Here is a 14,349-nt window from a genome sequence, read left to right as displayed (position 1 = left end):
TCAGCCGTCTCCGTCCTCGCCTTCTCCGTGCTCGCCGTTTCCACCCTCGCCGTTCGCGTCTCCGCTGTCCTCGGCATCCGCGTCAGCTGTGCCGTCCTCAGCCGGATCCGACGCGAGGGTGAAGGGAACGGGTTCGCTCTCCGCCTCCCCCAGCTTCACGACGAGTTCGTACTCGCCTGACGGGAAGGCATCATCGGTCTGCTTGCACGAGTCATCGACGGGGACGCGCGGCCATGTGAGTGACGCCTTCTTCGACGACTGTGCCGGGAACACGAGCAGATTCTTCTCCGCCCCCTCATCGTCGCCTTCATCGTCCGCAGGCCCGCAGTAGCGGGAGGACCACACGGTGTCACCGTCGTGCTCGATGAGGAACTCCTGCCGCGACTCCCCCACGTCGATGAGGCAGTCCGCGGTGTGGCCGTTCGTCACCTCGATGCTGAGGACCGGCTCCTCGCCCTCCTCGTACTCGTCCTCGTCCGTCGACGCCGCGACACGCGTGGTGTCGGAGGGGCAAGCTCCGGATGCCGCGTCGCCTTCCGGTCCGGGTGCGGTGGGATCGGGCGTGTCCACGACAGGGGCAGGTGCCGACAGGTCGTCGCGGATCCCCTGCACCGCCTGCACAGCGAGGACGACACCCACGGTGAGGACTGCCGCGGCGATGATCGCGAGGATCGCCACCGTGGCACGACGACGCCGGTACATCTGCCGCCGGGCGTCGGACGGGCCCTTCTGGCCACGGACGTCTTTGCGCCCGCGGGCATACGAACGGGGCGCCCCCCGAGAACCCGTAGACTTCCCGGACGGGCGGCTGGGACGACCCGTGCGCGGGCCTCGACCGGAGCTGCTCATCGACTCGAGCCTAGGGCGACTTCGCAGGAAGGTCCGGATGACACACCGCCGTACGACAGAGGTCACTCCCGCAGCGGACGGATCGGGCGGCGGCTCGGCCGCGCAGCCGAACCGGCGCGCGGAGCCTCAGCCTGCGGCCGGGCTGCCCCATATCTCCCCGGATCACGCGGCAACGGTCCACCGACTCGTCGTCGACTGGTTCCAGGAGAACGCGCGGCCGCTCCCCTGGCGTGACCCGGAGGCGTCCGCGTGGTCGATCCTCGTCTGCGAGGTGATGAGCCAGCAGACCCCCGTCTCCCGGGTCCTTCCCCGGTGGAGCGACTGGATGGAGCGGTGGCCCACCCCGGCGGATCTCGCCGCGGCACCGGCATCGGACGTGCTCATCGCATGGGATTCCCTGGGCTATCCTCGGCGTGCGCTGAGGCTCCAGGAGACGGCTGCGGCGATCGTGGAGCGCCACGACAGCATCGTGCCGGACGACGAGGCGACCCTGCGGACGCTGCCCGGTGTGGGCGCCTACACCGCAGCGGCGGTCACGAGCTTCGCGTACGGCAGGCATGCAGTGGTCCTCGATGTGAACGTCCGCCGCGTCCTGGGGCGTGTCTTCGCCGGGGTGGAGCACCGTCCCGCGTCCCTGACCGCCGCAGAGCGCCGGTGGGCGTCCGCGCTCGTTCCCGACCGCGAGCACGTCGTCTGGAACGCCGGGACGATGGAGCTGGGGGCACTCGTCTGCACCGCGCGGAACCCGGACTGCGCCGCCTGCCCCCTGCTCGAGCACTGTGCCTGGGTGGCCGCCGGCAAACCGTCGGACCCGACGGTCGCCCGTCGCACCCAGGCGTGGGCGGGCACCGACCGTCAGCTGCGCGGCGCGATCATGAGGGTCGTGCGCACCGCCTACGGCTCCGCTCCCGTCCCGCTGCGGTTCCTCACCGCGCCGACTGCGCACCTCACCGCCGCCGAGGCCGACGCCCTTTCCGCACTGCCCGCACCTCTGCAGACGGCCGTGTCCGCCGTGCGGGAGCTGGACGCGGGCGGTGAGCGGACGGCCCGGCTGGCGGACGACCTCGTGCGCGACGGCCTCGCCGTCAGCACCGAGAACGGTCTGCGCCTCCCCTGAGGCCGAACAGCTGCGCGTCCCTCACGGTCGAAGCCCCGCGTGTCCACTGCTGACGGTCTATCCAGCGCCTCCCCGGACGCCGACGGGCTGCGGACTCACCTAAGATGGTGCGCTGGGTCGGCGCGGGCCCGGAAGCGACTCCGCGCAGCAGCAGATTCCGCGACGAGCGGGCACGGCGGAAGGGTCGGGTGTGGGAGCGATCGCAGTGGGCGTGGCCGGTGGCACGGGCAGCGGGAAGACGACGCTGACCCGTTCGCTGCTGGAGCGCTTCGGGAACAATTCGACAGTCCTCTTCATGGACAACTACTACAAGGCGCATGTCGGCAAGACGTTCGATGAGCGGGCCGCCACGAACTTCGACGCGCCTGAAGCGTTCGACATCGACCTTCTCCACGACCACATCCGCACCCTCAAGGCCGGCACCGCGATCGACAGCCCGCTGTACAACTTCACCGACCACAACCGGTCGGACGAGACGCTCACGATCGACCCCACACCGGTCCTCATCGTCGAAGGCATCCTGCTCCTCGCGGAGCCGAAGCTCTGCGAGCTGCTCGACATCCGGCTCTACGTCGATACGGACGCCGACGTGAGGATCCTCCGCCGCATCCGGCGCGACGTGGTGGAACGGGGCCGTTCGCTCGAGTCCGTCGAAGCCCAGTACCTCGAGACGGTCAAGCCGATGCACGAACTCTATGTGGAGCCCTCGAAGCGGAAGGCCGACCTCATCATCCCGGACGGCGGCTACAACCTCGTCGCCCTCGACATGATCATCCACCGCATCAGCCGCGAGATCTGACGACAGCTCCATCTGCCTACTTCTGCGGCTCCGCGATCCTCCGCAGCGCCTCGAGGTGGTTCCTCCATCGACGCAGCCCGTCCGCCGTGAGCGACAGCGTGGTCCGCGGACGCTTGCCGACGAAACCCTTGGTCGCCTTCACGAAGCCCGCCTTCTCCAATTCCGCGATCTGCTTCGAGAGGACGGAGTCGCTCACCTCGAGCTCATCGCGCAGATCCGCGAACACCATGCTCTCCACGGTGGCGAGCGCCGCGACGAGGGAGAAGCGGACAGGGTGGGCCAACGACGTGTCCAGTGCGAAGCGCGGATGTCGGGGCGTGCTCATCGCGTCCCGCCCGCTGCCGTCGGAGCCTGCCCCACCTCTGCGGTGCGGTCCGCCTTCGCGTGCCTGGCCTCCGTCGTCACCGCGATCATGAAGATGACGAGGAACGCGGGAGCGATGAACAGCCCAGCCACCTCTACGCCCAAGAACATGCCGGCGGCCCAGAGCGCCGCCCACACTCCCATGTACACGTACCACCGCACTGCCAGACCACGGCGGAAGGGGCGGCGGAAGAGGAACGGGACGAGGATCGCGACGAACACCCACGCCATGGACGCGATCACGACGACGAGCGGTGCATTGAACGAAGTGTCCGTGATGACACGCGCCGCCAGGTGGATGCCCAGGGTCGACATCGTGCCCAGGACACAGAGGATCGCGTAGGTGATGAGGGGTGCCGGAACGGCGTCGACCGTGCGACGACCCACCCGCTCGGCGTCCGCGAGCAGCTGACGCGCCTGGTCAGGTGTCGGAGGCTGCCGCTCTTCGTTGGGGTCTGATCGATCTGTCATCGGACTGCTCCTTCGCTTCCTGGTCCTCCCGCAGCCCTCTGTGAGAGTCGCGGCTTCATCGATCGGTACTTCCCGGGGAGGTCCCGATCTATCCAGTCAAGCACATACTTTCTGTAATGGAAAGTACTTTCGGAGAACCAACTTCGTCAGAGCGTGCGCAGCATCCGCGAATTGCCCAGGGTGTTCGGCTTGACCCGCGCCAGGTCGAGGAACTCCGCGGTGCCCTCATCGCGCGAATGCAGCAGCTCCACGTACACCTCGGGCGCGACCGGCGTCCCGTCGATCACCTCGAAGCCCAACGAACCGAAGAAATCCGTCTCGAACGTGAGGCAGAAGACGCGCTTCGCCCCCAGGGCCCGGGCGTCCGCCAGCACCTGCTCGACGAGCGTGCGCCCGATCCCACGCCCCCGGTAGGTGGCGCTGGTGGCGATCGTCCTCGCCTCTGCGACATCTGCCCAGATCAGGTGGCATGCGGCGCACCCGGCAAGCGTCTCCGAGCCGTCGTCGTGAACGTCGAGGACCAACCAGAATTCGTGGATCGATTCGTAGTAGTCCACCTGCTGCTTCGGCACCAGGATCCGGGCTTCGACCATGGGGGCGACGAGCTCCACGATCCGTGGGACGTCGGCCGCCCGCGCCCTCCGCAGGATCAGCCCGTCACCCAGTGGGTAAGCACGGTACTGGTCGTTCGCGCGCTCTTCTGCACTCGTCATCCCACCATTCAACACCGTCGGCGCAGCATCGCTCACATCGACCCGCACACAGCGAAGCGGTGGGCTGGATTCCTCATCCGGCCCACCGCTTCGTCTTGCACCCTTCACGTCCCGCTGATCCTCAGCGGGGCGCGGTCTCAGTTCTCCGGTGGGAGATCCGCGGTGGCGCGCGCTTCTGCTTCCGCACCGCCTCCGTTCCCGGAGACCGGCCCGGAGCTGTTGGCCACGCCGGCTTCCGGGATCGCCCCGGAGTCGTCGTCACCGTCGGCCTCGCCGTCGATTGCGCCGACGCGGGCGAGGACGCGCTCGTCCTCTTCACCTCGGAAGGTGAAGGTCGCCTCGAGGCCGGTGCCTTCGACGTCGACGTGCACGCGCTGGCCGGACCGCAGCTCGTCGAACAGGATGCGCTCCGACAGCTGGTCCTCGATCTCGTGCGAGATGGTGCGGCGCAGCGGCCGCGCACCCAGCACGGGATCGTAGCCGCGCTCCGACAGCAGCTCCTTGGCCGCGTCCGTGAGCTCGATCGTCATGCCCTGCGCCGCCAGACGTGTGTCCAGGCGGGCGATGAACAGATCGACGATCTGCAGGATCTCCCCGCGCGACAGCTGCGGGAACACGATCGTGTCGTCCACACGGTTGAGGAATTCGGGGCGGAAGTGCTGCTTGAGCTCCTCATTCACCCGCTGCTTCATCCGCGTGTAGTCGTTGACCGGATCACCCTCGACCTGGAAGCCCATCTGCTGGGTCTTCGCGATGTCCTTCGTGCCGAGGTTCGTGGTCATGATGATGATGGTGTTCTTGAAGTCCACCTCACGACCCTGCGAATCCGTCAGACGACCGTCCTCGAGGATCTGCAGCAGCGAGTTGAAGATATCCTGGTGGGCCTTCTCCACCTCGTCGAACAGCACGACGGAGAACGGACGGCGACGCACCTTCTCCGTCAGCTGGCCGCCCTCCTCGTAGCCCACGTATCCCGGGGGCGAACCGAACAGCCGCGACACGGTGTGCTTCTCCGCGTACTCCGACATGTCCAGTGTGATGAGCGAGTCCTCATCCCCGAAGAGGAATTCCGCGAGCGCCTTCGCGAGCTCCGTCTTGCCGACGCCCGTGGGGCCGGCGAAGATGAACGACCCGGACGGACGCTTGGGGTCCTTGAGGCCCGCACGCGTGCGCCGAATCGCGCGGGACACGGACTTGATCGCCTCGTCCTGCCCGATGACGCGCTTGTGCAGCTCGTCCTCCATCCTCAGCAGGCGGGAGGACTCCTCCTCCGTCAGCTTGAAGACCGGGATGCCCGTGGACTGCGCCAGGACCTCCGCGATGAGCTCCTCATCGACGACGGCCGAACCGCGATCGCCCTTCTTCCAGGTCTTCTCCCGCTCCTCCTTCTGCTTCGTGAGGGACATCTCCGCGTCGCGTTCAGACTGCGCGAGGTTGAAGTCCTGCGCGTCGATCGCAGCCTCCTTGCGGCGGCGTGCCGCGAGGATCTGGTCCTCGAGCTCCTTCAGCTCCGGCGGCGACGACATCCGCGAGATCCGCAGCTTCGCTCCGGCTTCGTCGATGAGGTCGATCGCCTTGTCCGGCAGGAACCGGTCGTTGATGTAGCGGTCGGACAGATTCACCGACGCCGCCAGCGCACCGTCGGTGATCGTCACCTTGTGGTGCGCTTCGTACTTGTCGCGCAGCCCCTTCATGATGAGGACCGCATCCGCCAGCGCCGGTTCCGGCACCTGGATGGGCTGGAAGCGCCGCTCGAGCGCCGCGTCCTTCTCGATGTTCTTCCGGTACTCGTCGAGAGTCGTCGCACCGATCGTCTGGAGCTCTCCGCGCGCCAGCATGGGCTTGAGGATGCTCGCAGCATCGATCGCGCCTTCCGCCGCGCCCGCCCCGACGAGCGTGTGGATCTCGTCGATGAACAGGATGATGTCGCCGCGTGTGCGGATCTCCTTGAGCACCTTCTTGAGGCGCTCCTCGAAGTCACCGCGGTAGCGGGAGCCCGCGACCAGCGAGCCGAGGTCCAGCGTGTAGAGCTGCTTGTCCTCGAGCGTCTCCGGCACCTCGCCGTTCACGATCGACAGGGCGAGCCCTTCGACGACACTCGTCTTGCCGACGCCCGGCTCCCCGATGAGGACCGGGTTGTTCTTCGTCCGGCGGGACAGCACCTGCATGACCCGCTGCATCTGCAGCTCACGGCCCACGACGGGATCGAGCTTTCCTTCGCGCGCCGCTGCGGTGAGGTTCCTGCCGAACTGATCGAGCACGAGCGATCCCGACGGAGTGCCCTCTTCGCGCGCACCCGTGGAGGCCGGCTCCTTGCCCTGATACCCGGACAGCAGCTTGATGACTTCCTGGCGCACACGCGCGAGGTCCGCGCCGAGCTTCACGAGCACCTGGGCCGCCACGCCCTCACCCTCACGGATGAGGCCCAGCAGGATGTGCTCCGTGCCGATGTAGCTGTGGCCCAGCTGCAGCGCTTCGCGCAGGCTCAGCTCGAGGACCTTCTTCGCACGGGGTGTGAACGGGATGTGGCCCGAAGGCGCCTGCTGGCCCTCCCCGATGATCTCCGTGACCTGCTCGCGGACCTGCTCGAGGGAGATTCCCATTCCTTCGAGAGCCTTCGCTGCGACACCCTCACCCTCGTGGATGAGGCCGAGCAGGATGTGCTCGGTGCCGATGTAGTTGTGCTTGAGGAGCTTCGCCTCTTCCTGCGCGAGCACGACAACGCGCCTGGCTCGGTCGGTGAACCTTTCGAACATGATGGTCCTCCTCGTCTCATGATTCCTAGCACTGTAACCACGCGAGGGGCCGGACTATTGCCGTGTTCGCGGTGAGCCGAACCGTGTTCGCTCACAGCGATTCACCGGTAAGCCGCTCCCGTCGCAGCGGTCGGCCCGTCCCACCGCAGCGCGCAGACACGACGACGCCCCGACCGGGCGGGTCGGGGCGTCGTGGGGACGAGTGTCAGGCGTGCGCCTCGTGGTACTCGTCGATGATCGCCTGGGAGATGCGGCCGCGTTCGGAGACCTGTTTGCCCTGCTCCTTGGCCCATGCGCGGATCTTCGCGTTCAGATTGCTGCTCTGCGCGCCGGAGCCGCGACGGGGACGGCCGACCCGCTGCGTGGCTGCGACCCGGCGGGCCTTCGCGATGTAGGGAGCGAGTGCCGCACGCAGCTTCTCTGCATTCTCATCGGAGAGTTCGATCTCGTATGTGCCCTGATCCAGAGCGAAACGGACGGTCTCCGCTGCTTCTGAGCCGTCGATATCGTCAGTCAGGACGACCTTCATCTCGCGTGCCATGTGTGTGTTTCTCCTCTACATCTGCGGTTTCGGACTCATCGCCCTCAACCGCTTCGACGCTGTCCAGTTGTCTGTAGTACCGCTCCATGTCCTCACGCTCAGTCGTATCCGAGCGGAGAATCCCTCGCATCACGTACCAGAACAGCAGTCCGACACCGATCGAGGGAAGGAGGACTTTGATGTACTCCATGAACACACTACCTTTTCTTCAGCGGAATGTGCACCCTCGCCGGTTCTTTCACCGAAGATGCGCATCTCATCGTTCTCAGTCGGCGATTGGTTTGACGAGTGGGAAGAGAATCGTCTCCCGAATTCCCAATCCTGTGAGTGCCATGAGAAGGCGGTCCACGCCCATTCCCATTCCACCCGCAGGAGGCATTCCGTACTCCATCGCCATGAGGAAATCCTCATCGACCCGCATCGCCTCGTCGTCACCGGCGGCCGCGTCCCGGGCCTGGGCCTCGAAGCGCTCCCGCTGCACCACGGGGTCGTTGAGCTCCGAGTACCCCGTGGCGAGCTCGAAGCCACGCACGTAGAGATCCCACTTCTCGACGATGCCCGGCGTGCTCCGGTCGCTCTTCGTGAGAGGCGACGTGTCCACGGGGAAACCGGTGACGAACGTCGGCGCATGCAATTCGTCGGTGTGGAAGTGCTCCCACATCTCCTCGACATACTTGCCGTGCAGACGGAAGACACCTTCCAGGTCGATTCCATGCTCTTGTGCAAGCGCTTCGAGTTCGTCGACGGATGTCTCCGGTGTCACTTCGACGCCGAGCTTCTCCGACAGCGACGGATACATGGGAATCGTTCGCCATTCTCCGCCGAGGTCATACTCCGAACCATCCGCGAGCGTGACTACATGAGAACCGAATGCATCAAGTGCGGCGTTCTGGACAAGTGTCTTCGTGAGTGCGCCGATTGTTTCGAAGTCGCCATATGCCTGATATGCCTCGAGCATCGCGAACTCCGGGGAGTGAGTGGAATCAGCACCCTCATTCCTGAAGTTCCTGTTGATCTCGAAGATGTTGTCGAGTCCACCCACGAGCGCACGCTTGAGGAATAGCTCAGGCGCGATTCGCAGATACAACTCCATGTCATAGGCATTGATATGCGTGGAGAACGGGCGCGCCGCCGCCCCTCCGTGGATCGTCTGGAGCATCGGCGTCTCGATCTCCATGAAGTCCTGCTCGTCGAACGTCTTCCGCAGCGACTTCATGACCTCCGCCCGCATGCGCACGGTGTCCCGCGCCTGATCGCGGGTGATGAGGTCGATATAGCGCTGACGCATCCGCGTCTCGTCCGTGAGTTCGGTGTGGAGCGTGGGCAGCGGACGCAGCGACTTCGACGCGATCGCCCAGTCGTCGGCCATGATGGACAGCTCGCCGCGCTTCGACATGATGACGCGGCCGTGGAGGAACACGTGGTCGCCCAGGTCGACCTCGTGCTTCCAGCGCTCCAGGCTCTCCTCGCCCACCTCGGCGAGCGACAGCATCCCCTGCAGCCGGGTCCCGTCGCCCGCCTGGAGCGTGACGAAGCACAGCTTGCCGGTATTGCGCTGGAACACGACGCGACCGGCGACACCGACGACGTCGTCCGTCTCCTGCCCGGGTTCGAGGTCCGGGTGGGCGGCCCGCACCTCGGCGAGGGTGTGCGTCCGGTCGACGGCCGCCGGGTAGGGCGATCGTCCGTCCGTGAGCATCTGTGCGCGCTTCTCCTTGCGGATGCGCAACTGCTCGGGATCGTCGTGGTCGTGGGTCTGAGGCTGGGTCTGCGGCATGGCCCCAAGGCTACCGCGCGTCCCCGGTCCGGCAGAAAGCGACCGGTCCCGGCCCCACCGCCCGTCTGGGCCGCCTCTCACGCGTCCAGCGCGTCGAGCAGCCGTGCCGCCGTCGGGTCGTCGATCGTCCCGTTCTCCAGCGCGCGGGCCGTCGTGGCGCGGGCCATCGCGCGGTAGGCGTCGACGGCCCCGGCCGAGCCCTGTGTCACGGCGTATTCGGCGAGCGCCTGCACGTGGGCCTCGACCGTGGTCACGTCGCCGCGGCTCACCGGTCCCGTGAGCGCCCGGGGGCCGGACTGGAGCACGTTGGACACGCTCGCGTCGACGAGTGAGGCGAGCACTCGCGCCGGGTCGTCGACGCCCAGAGACGACAGGACGTCCATCGACTGGGCGATGATCGCGACCGTGTGGTTCGACGCGTGGGTGATCGCAGAGTGGTAGAGGGCCCGATCGGCCTCCGCGAGCACGATGGGTTCCGCACCGATCTCCACGACGAGCGCCTGACCGATCGGCAGGACCGGCTTCGGGGCGGTCACCCCGATGGTGGTCTGCCGGAGGCGGGGCAGGTCCATGCTGGTACCCGTGAAGGACAGCGACGGGTGCAGCGCGATGGGGATGGCTCCCGCCGCCGTGGCCGGCTGCAGGACACCCAGTCCGTGGCGGCCGGCGCAGTGGACGACGATCTGTCCCGGGTTGAACCGGCCCAGCGCGGCGAGGCCGGACACGAGCTCCTCGATCGTGTCGTCCGGCACCGTGAAGAGGATGAGCTCCGCCCGCTCGACGACGGTCTCCGTGTCGAGCACCGGCACCCCGGGCAGCATCGCGTCGGCCCGGTCCCTGCTGGCGTCCGACCCGGCGGTGACCCCGACGATCGCGTGGCCCGCTTCCCGCAGCGCCGCGCCCATGACGGCGCCCACGCGTCCCATCCCGATGATGCCCACGCCCAAGCGCGTCTGATCGTCGATATTCACGAGGATGCCTTCCGTTCGGGGGTGGAGCCCTGCGTGTGCGCGTCCAGCTCGATGCGAGCGGCGCGCGTGACGTGGGCGTGCTGGTGGAACAGGTGCTGCGCCTCCGCAGTGGGCAGGTGCACGAAGTGGGGGGCGATGGGGCCCGGCGAGATGTGCAGCGCGATCGTCGACACCCCGAGCCGTCTCTGCACCGGCCCCTCGCTGAGGGTCAGCGCCTGCACGCGGGCGTGGGGCACGAATTCGAGCACGCGGGACAGACGTCCCGAGCGGATGAGGGACAGGGTGCCCGTGAGCGCGTGCGCGTTGCGCTTCCACGTGACGGGGTCGACCCACCTCGACGAACGGGGTCGACCGCGGTAGAACGGCTCCGCCACCTGGGCCTCGGGGCCACCTGCGGCCGGCCCCAGCATCCCGGCGAGCACCAGTGACCTCGCGTCCGTGCCGTGGGGCCGGGGGTCGGGCAGACAGAGCCCCAGCATGAGCATGACGTCGTCGACGGACCCCACGGGCAGCAGCACGTTCTGCTGGGTGTCGCCGTCGCTGCCTTCGGAGGCGATCGTGAATTCGGCGCGCCACCACCCGGCGGTCCGCCACAGGAGCGGCTGCCTGAGCTTCACGGCCTGGATGCGGTCGAGCGGGATGATCCGGTTGGTCGTCGATGCCAGTCCGTGGCTGACCCGCAGCCCGTCCTGTGTGAGGGCGACGGTGAAGTTCGCAAGCCCCATCTCCGACCGCAGGACACCGACGAGCGCGAGGACGCCGGGGATCACGGCGAACACCGTCGTCACGAGCGCCCGCGGGGAGACGAAGATCCCGACCACGACGATGCCCGCGAGAAGTCCGACGACGAAGACCGCGGACACGAGAACGGTCGTCGACAGCAGCGCGGATCCCAGCAGGCGGTGGAACGGCACGCGCAGCAGCCGCCCCTCCTCCCCCGCCGTCGGGTTCAGACGGTAGGGCGCCAGCAGGTCCCTGAGGCTCGCGCTCAGGTCGTCGACGGTTGCCGCCGCGTGCGACTGCAGCTCCTGCGCCCGCCGGGTCAGCAACCGCTGACCCAGGGGTGCGGTGGGGACGTCAGACGGGACCGTGGACGGCGCGTGGCCGTCGGGGGGCGTCGGAGCCGTCGCCGAGGTGGCCGTCCCGACCGAGGTGCCCGGCACCTCGGCGTCCGCGGCCGTGCCCTGCGCCCGCGCCGTGTCCTGCTGATGCGCCGGGCTCTGCGGATGCGCCGGAATGCCCTCGCGGCGCCCGCTGCGCAGATGGCCGAGGATCTCCTCCCGCAGTGCTTCCGCCTGGGACCGCTTGAGGTAGGAGATCGTGATGTCCGAATCGGAGCCGCCGGCGACGTCGAACACGAGGGAGGCGAGTCCCAGCAGCCGTGGGATGAAGGGCAGCGAGATGTCGACGGACTGCACCCGGTCGTGCGACGCGGACCGCTCCCTGCGGGCGAGGACGCCCGTGCGGAGGTAGACGCCGGTGCTGTCGATGCGGAAGCGGGTGAATCGCCAGCTGAGCCACAGGCACACGATGATGACGGCGAGCACCACGAGGAGCACCCCGATGACCGCGAGGGTGATGATCGGGTGCTCCCGGATGAGCGTGGGCAGAAGGCGGAACACGCCGAAGCCGCTCGTGTCGCGCCCCGGCCCTCCGAGTCCTTCGACGACGAGGTCCTCGAGGACGCTCTGCAGGTTCTGGAAGAGGATGACGACGACGGCACCCAGTGCGGCGAGGAGGCCGGCCCCGCCACGCAGGACAGGGGTGAGGCGGTGGACGTGCCGCCACCCGGCGGAGTCGCCCGTCGGGGCGCCGTGGGCGGCGGCGCGCGGGGCGTGGTGCGGCTGCTCCGGCATGGTCACAGGCCCGCCAGACGTGCCCCACCGCGGGCGGCGACGGAGTCGCGCAGGGCTTCGGCCTCTGCGCGGGGCAGCCCCGGCAGGGACGCATCCGTGGATGCGGATGCGGTGTGCAGCGTGATCGTCGCGAGGCCCGCGGCCCGCAGCAGCGGACCGGCGGACACCTCGACGTACTGGAGGCGGCCGTAGGGCACGACGGTCGTCGACCGGAACATGATCCCCCGCTGCACCAGCAGGTCGTGCTCCCGCTCCAGGTACCCCAGTGCCCTCACCTGGCGGACCACGATGATCGCTTCGATCGCCGCGGCGACGAGGCATGCGCCCGCAAGCGCGAAGCCCAGGATCATGAGCCATGTGAGGTCGAAGATGATGCCGCAGACCGCGGCGGCGATCAGGCAGAGGAGGAAGACCGCCCACCCGATCGCCGAACCGATGAGTTGGACGCCCGCGTACTTCCTGCTGACGGGGTTGAGCGGTGTCATGCGGGTGCCTCCGGTGGGTCGTGTCGTTCGCTGCGCCGACGCCCGCCGTCGTCGGTGTCGTCGAGTCCACGGGGATCGTTGGGCGGCAGGGAGCAGAAGGATTCCACGATCAGTCCGACGGCCATGAGGATGGCGGCGGAGACCGATGCCGCCAGCATGCCCATCCCCGATTCCGCACGCAACCCGAAGGCAGAGGTGAAGAGGTAGAGGGCGCCGCCCAGGTACCAGCCGGTGAGGATCGATCCGGCCAGCGCTGCGGCTTTCGCGAGCATCGCGATCCGTGCCGCCTTCACGAGGTCGATCTGCGTGGTCCGGTCGCCGTCGCGCCATGCGCGCACGGGCCAGCCGAGGGCGAGCAGGGCGCCTGCGAGGACGAGCATCCCGACGATCGCCGGCCACGGCACCACCGGCAGCGCGTTCCCGCTCCGCTCCCACAGCGTGTGGAACACGATGGACACTGCGAGCCCCAGGGCTCCCCAGAGCATCAGCTGGACGGGCCGCGTGCGGTTCATCCCCCGCCACCGCCCGGAGACTGCGCAGGGCCCGAGGCGTCTGCGGGGCCCGAGGTGTCCTCGGGGTCCGAGGTGTCCGCGGGGCCCGAGGCGTCCTCGGGGTCCGCGGTCGGCCAGACGACGCGGTCCGTCCGCCGCACGCCGTCAGCGTCGGGGGCACGGTCACGCACCGCCGCGACGGGCGCCGGACCGTCGGGCGTGTCCACGGACGCGTCGGGGTCCACGTCAGCCCACGGTGCGAGCACGAAGGACCGTTCACCGGCCCGCGGGTGCGGGAGGGTGAGGATCGGGTCGTCGAGCCGCACCTCGGCGGCGGTGTCCGCACGGCGCAGGCTCACGAGGTCGAGGTCGAGTGTCCGGGGCCCCCACCGGACCTCGCGCGTCCGTCCGGCGCCCACTTCGATCCCCTGGCACACGGCGAGGAGTTCGTGCGGGGACAGGGTCGTCTCGACGGTGACCGCGGCATTGTGGAAGTCCGGCTGGTCGATGCCGCCCACGGGGGCCGTCACGTAGACGGGAGACCCTGCGAGCACTCGGATGCGCGGGTGGAGGTCCAGCGCCCGCACCGCGTCCTGGAGGGTCTCCAGCGCATCACCCAGGTTGGCTCCCAGCGCGACGACGGCGTGCATTCGCTCCTGAGGGCTCGCCCGGTCCTGGCCGGTCGCCGTCCCCGCGTGCCGCGCGTTCGGCTTCTCCCATGTGCGTCGCAGTGTGACCGCGACGTCGGTGAACGCGTGTGCGATCGGCGCCTGCGGCTTGTGGACCGTCACCTCGACATCGGCGCACGATTCGAGGCACCTGTCCGCAAGCGCCCCGGCGAGCGCCTCGATGAGGTCGAAGGGCTCGCCCCCGATGATGGCGGCGAGGTCGTCCGCGAGCGTGCCGTAGTCGATCGTGTCCGCCAGATCGTCCGATGCCGCGGGCCGCGACAGGTCTCCGCCCAGAACGACGTCGACGACGAAGTCCTGGCCGTCGCGCTTCTCGAAGTCGAACACCCCGTGGTGGCCGCGGACCGTGAGCCCGGTGAGACGGATCGCGTCGGACCCGTCGGATACTGTGCGTGGGCTCCGGCCCCTCTCAGATCCCTGCGGTGGCATGTCAGATCCCTGCGATTCCATGTGAGCTCCCTGCGGTGCCAT

15 protein-coding genes are annotated in these 14,349 nt (G+C 68.4%); 2 read left to right on the top strand and 13 right to left on the bottom strand.

Annotated elements, in window-relative coordinates:
• A complete protein-coding gene (locus JFC09_RS13120) occupies window positions 1-849 on the bottom strand; it encodes a hypothetical protein (protein WP_198394478.1) in 849 nt (282 codons plus the stop codon).
• 37 nt (window positions 850-886) lie between these two features.
• Here JFC09_RS13120 and JFC09_RS13115 point away from each other — a divergent pair, with 37 nt between their 5' ends.
• The gene (locus JFC09_RS13115; protein WP_198394477.1) at window positions 887-1,966 is read left to right on the top strand and encodes an A/G-specific adenine glycosylase; all 1,080 of its coding nucleotides are present in this window, start codon (window positions 887-889) and stop codon (window positions 1,964-1,966) included.
• Window positions 1,967-2,156: 190 nt separating this feature from the next.
• A complete protein-coding gene (gene udk / locus JFC09_RS13110; protein ID WP_198394476.1) occupies window positions 2,157-2,765 on the top strand; it encodes a uridine kinase in 609 nt (202 codons plus the stop codon).
• 16 nt (window positions 2,766-2,781) lie between these two features.
• On the opposite strand, the gene JFC09_RS13105 is transcribed toward udk, so the two are convergent.
• The 12 genes from JFC09_RS13105 to folK all read right to left on the bottom strand — a co-directional run bounded on the left by JFC09_RS13105 (window position 2,782) and on the right by folK (window position 14,349).
• Window positions 2,782-3,090: a winged helix-turn-helix domain-containing protein gene (locus JFC09_RS13105; RefSeq protein ID WP_198394475.1), complete on the bottom strand. Its 309-nt coding sequence runs from the start codon at window positions 3,088-3,090 to the stop codon at window positions 2,782-2,784.
• Window positions 3,087-3,599: a hypothetical protein gene (locus JFC09_RS13100; RefSeq protein WP_198394474.1), complete on the bottom strand. Its 513-nt coding sequence runs from the start codon at window positions 3,597-3,599 to the stop codon at window positions 3,087-3,089. Before JFC09_RS13100 ends, JFC09_RS13105 begins: the two co-directional genes overlap by 4 nt.
• A 146-nt stretch (window positions 3,600-3,745) precedes the next feature.
• On the bottom strand, window positions 3,746-4,312 hold the full coding sequence (locus JFC09_RS13095; protein WP_198394473.1) for an amino-acid N-acetyltransferase: 567 nt from the start codon (window positions 4,310-4,312) through the stop codon (window positions 3,746-3,748).
• A 137-nt stretch (window positions 4,313-4,449) separates the two neighbouring features.
• On the bottom strand, window positions 4,450-7,068 hold the full coding sequence (locus JFC09_RS13090; protein ID WP_198394472.1) for an ATP-dependent Clp protease ATP-binding subunit: 2,619 nt from the start codon (window positions 7,066-7,068) through the stop codon (window positions 4,450-4,452).
• A gap of 205 nt (window positions 7,069-7,273) precedes the next feature.
• Window positions 7,274-7,609: a histone-like nucleoid-structuring protein Lsr2 gene (locus tag JFC09_RS13085; protein ID WP_198394471.1), complete on the bottom strand. Its 336-nt coding sequence runs from the start codon at window positions 7,607-7,609 to the stop codon at window positions 7,274-7,276.
• On the bottom strand, window positions 7,578-7,799 hold the full coding sequence (locus JFC09_RS13080; protein WP_232483561.1) for a hypothetical protein: 222 nt from the start codon (window positions 7,797-7,799) through the stop codon (window positions 7,578-7,580). Before JFC09_RS13080 ends, JFC09_RS13085 begins: the two co-directional genes overlap by 32 nt.
• A 75-nt stretch (window positions 7,800-7,874) precedes the next feature.
• Window positions 7,875-9,386 (bottom strand): lysine--tRNA ligase, encoded by a 1,512-nt coding sequence (lysS, locus tag JFC09_RS13075; RefSeq protein ID WP_198394469.1) that lies wholly within the window; start codon window positions 9,384-9,386, stop codon window positions 7,875-7,877.
• Window positions 9,387-9,463: 77 nt separating this feature from the next.
• The gene (locus JFC09_RS13070) at window positions 9,464-10,357 is read right to left on the bottom strand and encodes a Rossmann-like and DUF2520 domain-containing protein (RefSeq protein ID WP_198394468.1); all 894 of its coding nucleotides are present in this window, start codon (window positions 10,355-10,357) and stop codon (window positions 9,464-9,466) included.
• Entirely contained in the window at window positions 10,354-12,213 is a 1,860-nt protein-coding gene (locus JFC09_RS13065; RefSeq protein ID WP_198394467.1) for a PH domain-containing protein, read from the bottom strand. The genes JFC09_RS13070 and JFC09_RS13065 overlap by 4 nt, the downstream gene beginning before the upstream one ends.
• A gap of 2 nt (window positions 12,214-12,215) precedes the next feature.
• Window positions 12,216-12,698 carry a PH domain-containing protein gene (locus tag JFC09_RS13060; protein WP_198394466.1) on the bottom strand — a complete coding sequence of 161 codons (483 nt, stop codon included), beginning with the start codon at window positions 12,696-12,698 and terminating at the stop codon, window positions 12,216-12,218.
• The gene (locus tag JFC09_RS13055) at window positions 12,695-13,210 is read right to left on the bottom strand and encodes a DUF3180 domain-containing protein (RefSeq protein WP_198394465.1); all 516 of its coding nucleotides are present in this window, start codon (window positions 13,208-13,210) and stop codon (window positions 12,695-12,697) included. The genes JFC09_RS13060 and JFC09_RS13055 overlap by 4 nt, the downstream gene beginning before the upstream one ends.
• Window positions 13,207-14,349, bottom strand: coding sequence for a 2-amino-4-hydroxy-6-hydroxymethyldihydropteridine diphosphokinase (folK, locus tag JFC09_RS13050; RefSeq protein ID WP_198394464.1), 1,143 nt, complete (start codon window positions 14,347-14,349; stop codon window positions 13,207-13,209). The genes JFC09_RS13055 and folK overlap by 4 nt, the downstream gene beginning before the upstream one ends.

Source organism: Brevibacterium yomogidense, assembly GCF_016107685.1.
Taxonomy (GTDB): Bacteria; Actinomycetota; Actinomycetes; order Actinomycetales; family Brevibacteriaceae; genus Brevibacterium; species Brevibacterium yomogidense.
The sequence above is the reverse complement of the archived record's forward strand: the minus strand, read 5'-3'. Positions and strand labels throughout refer to the sequence as shown.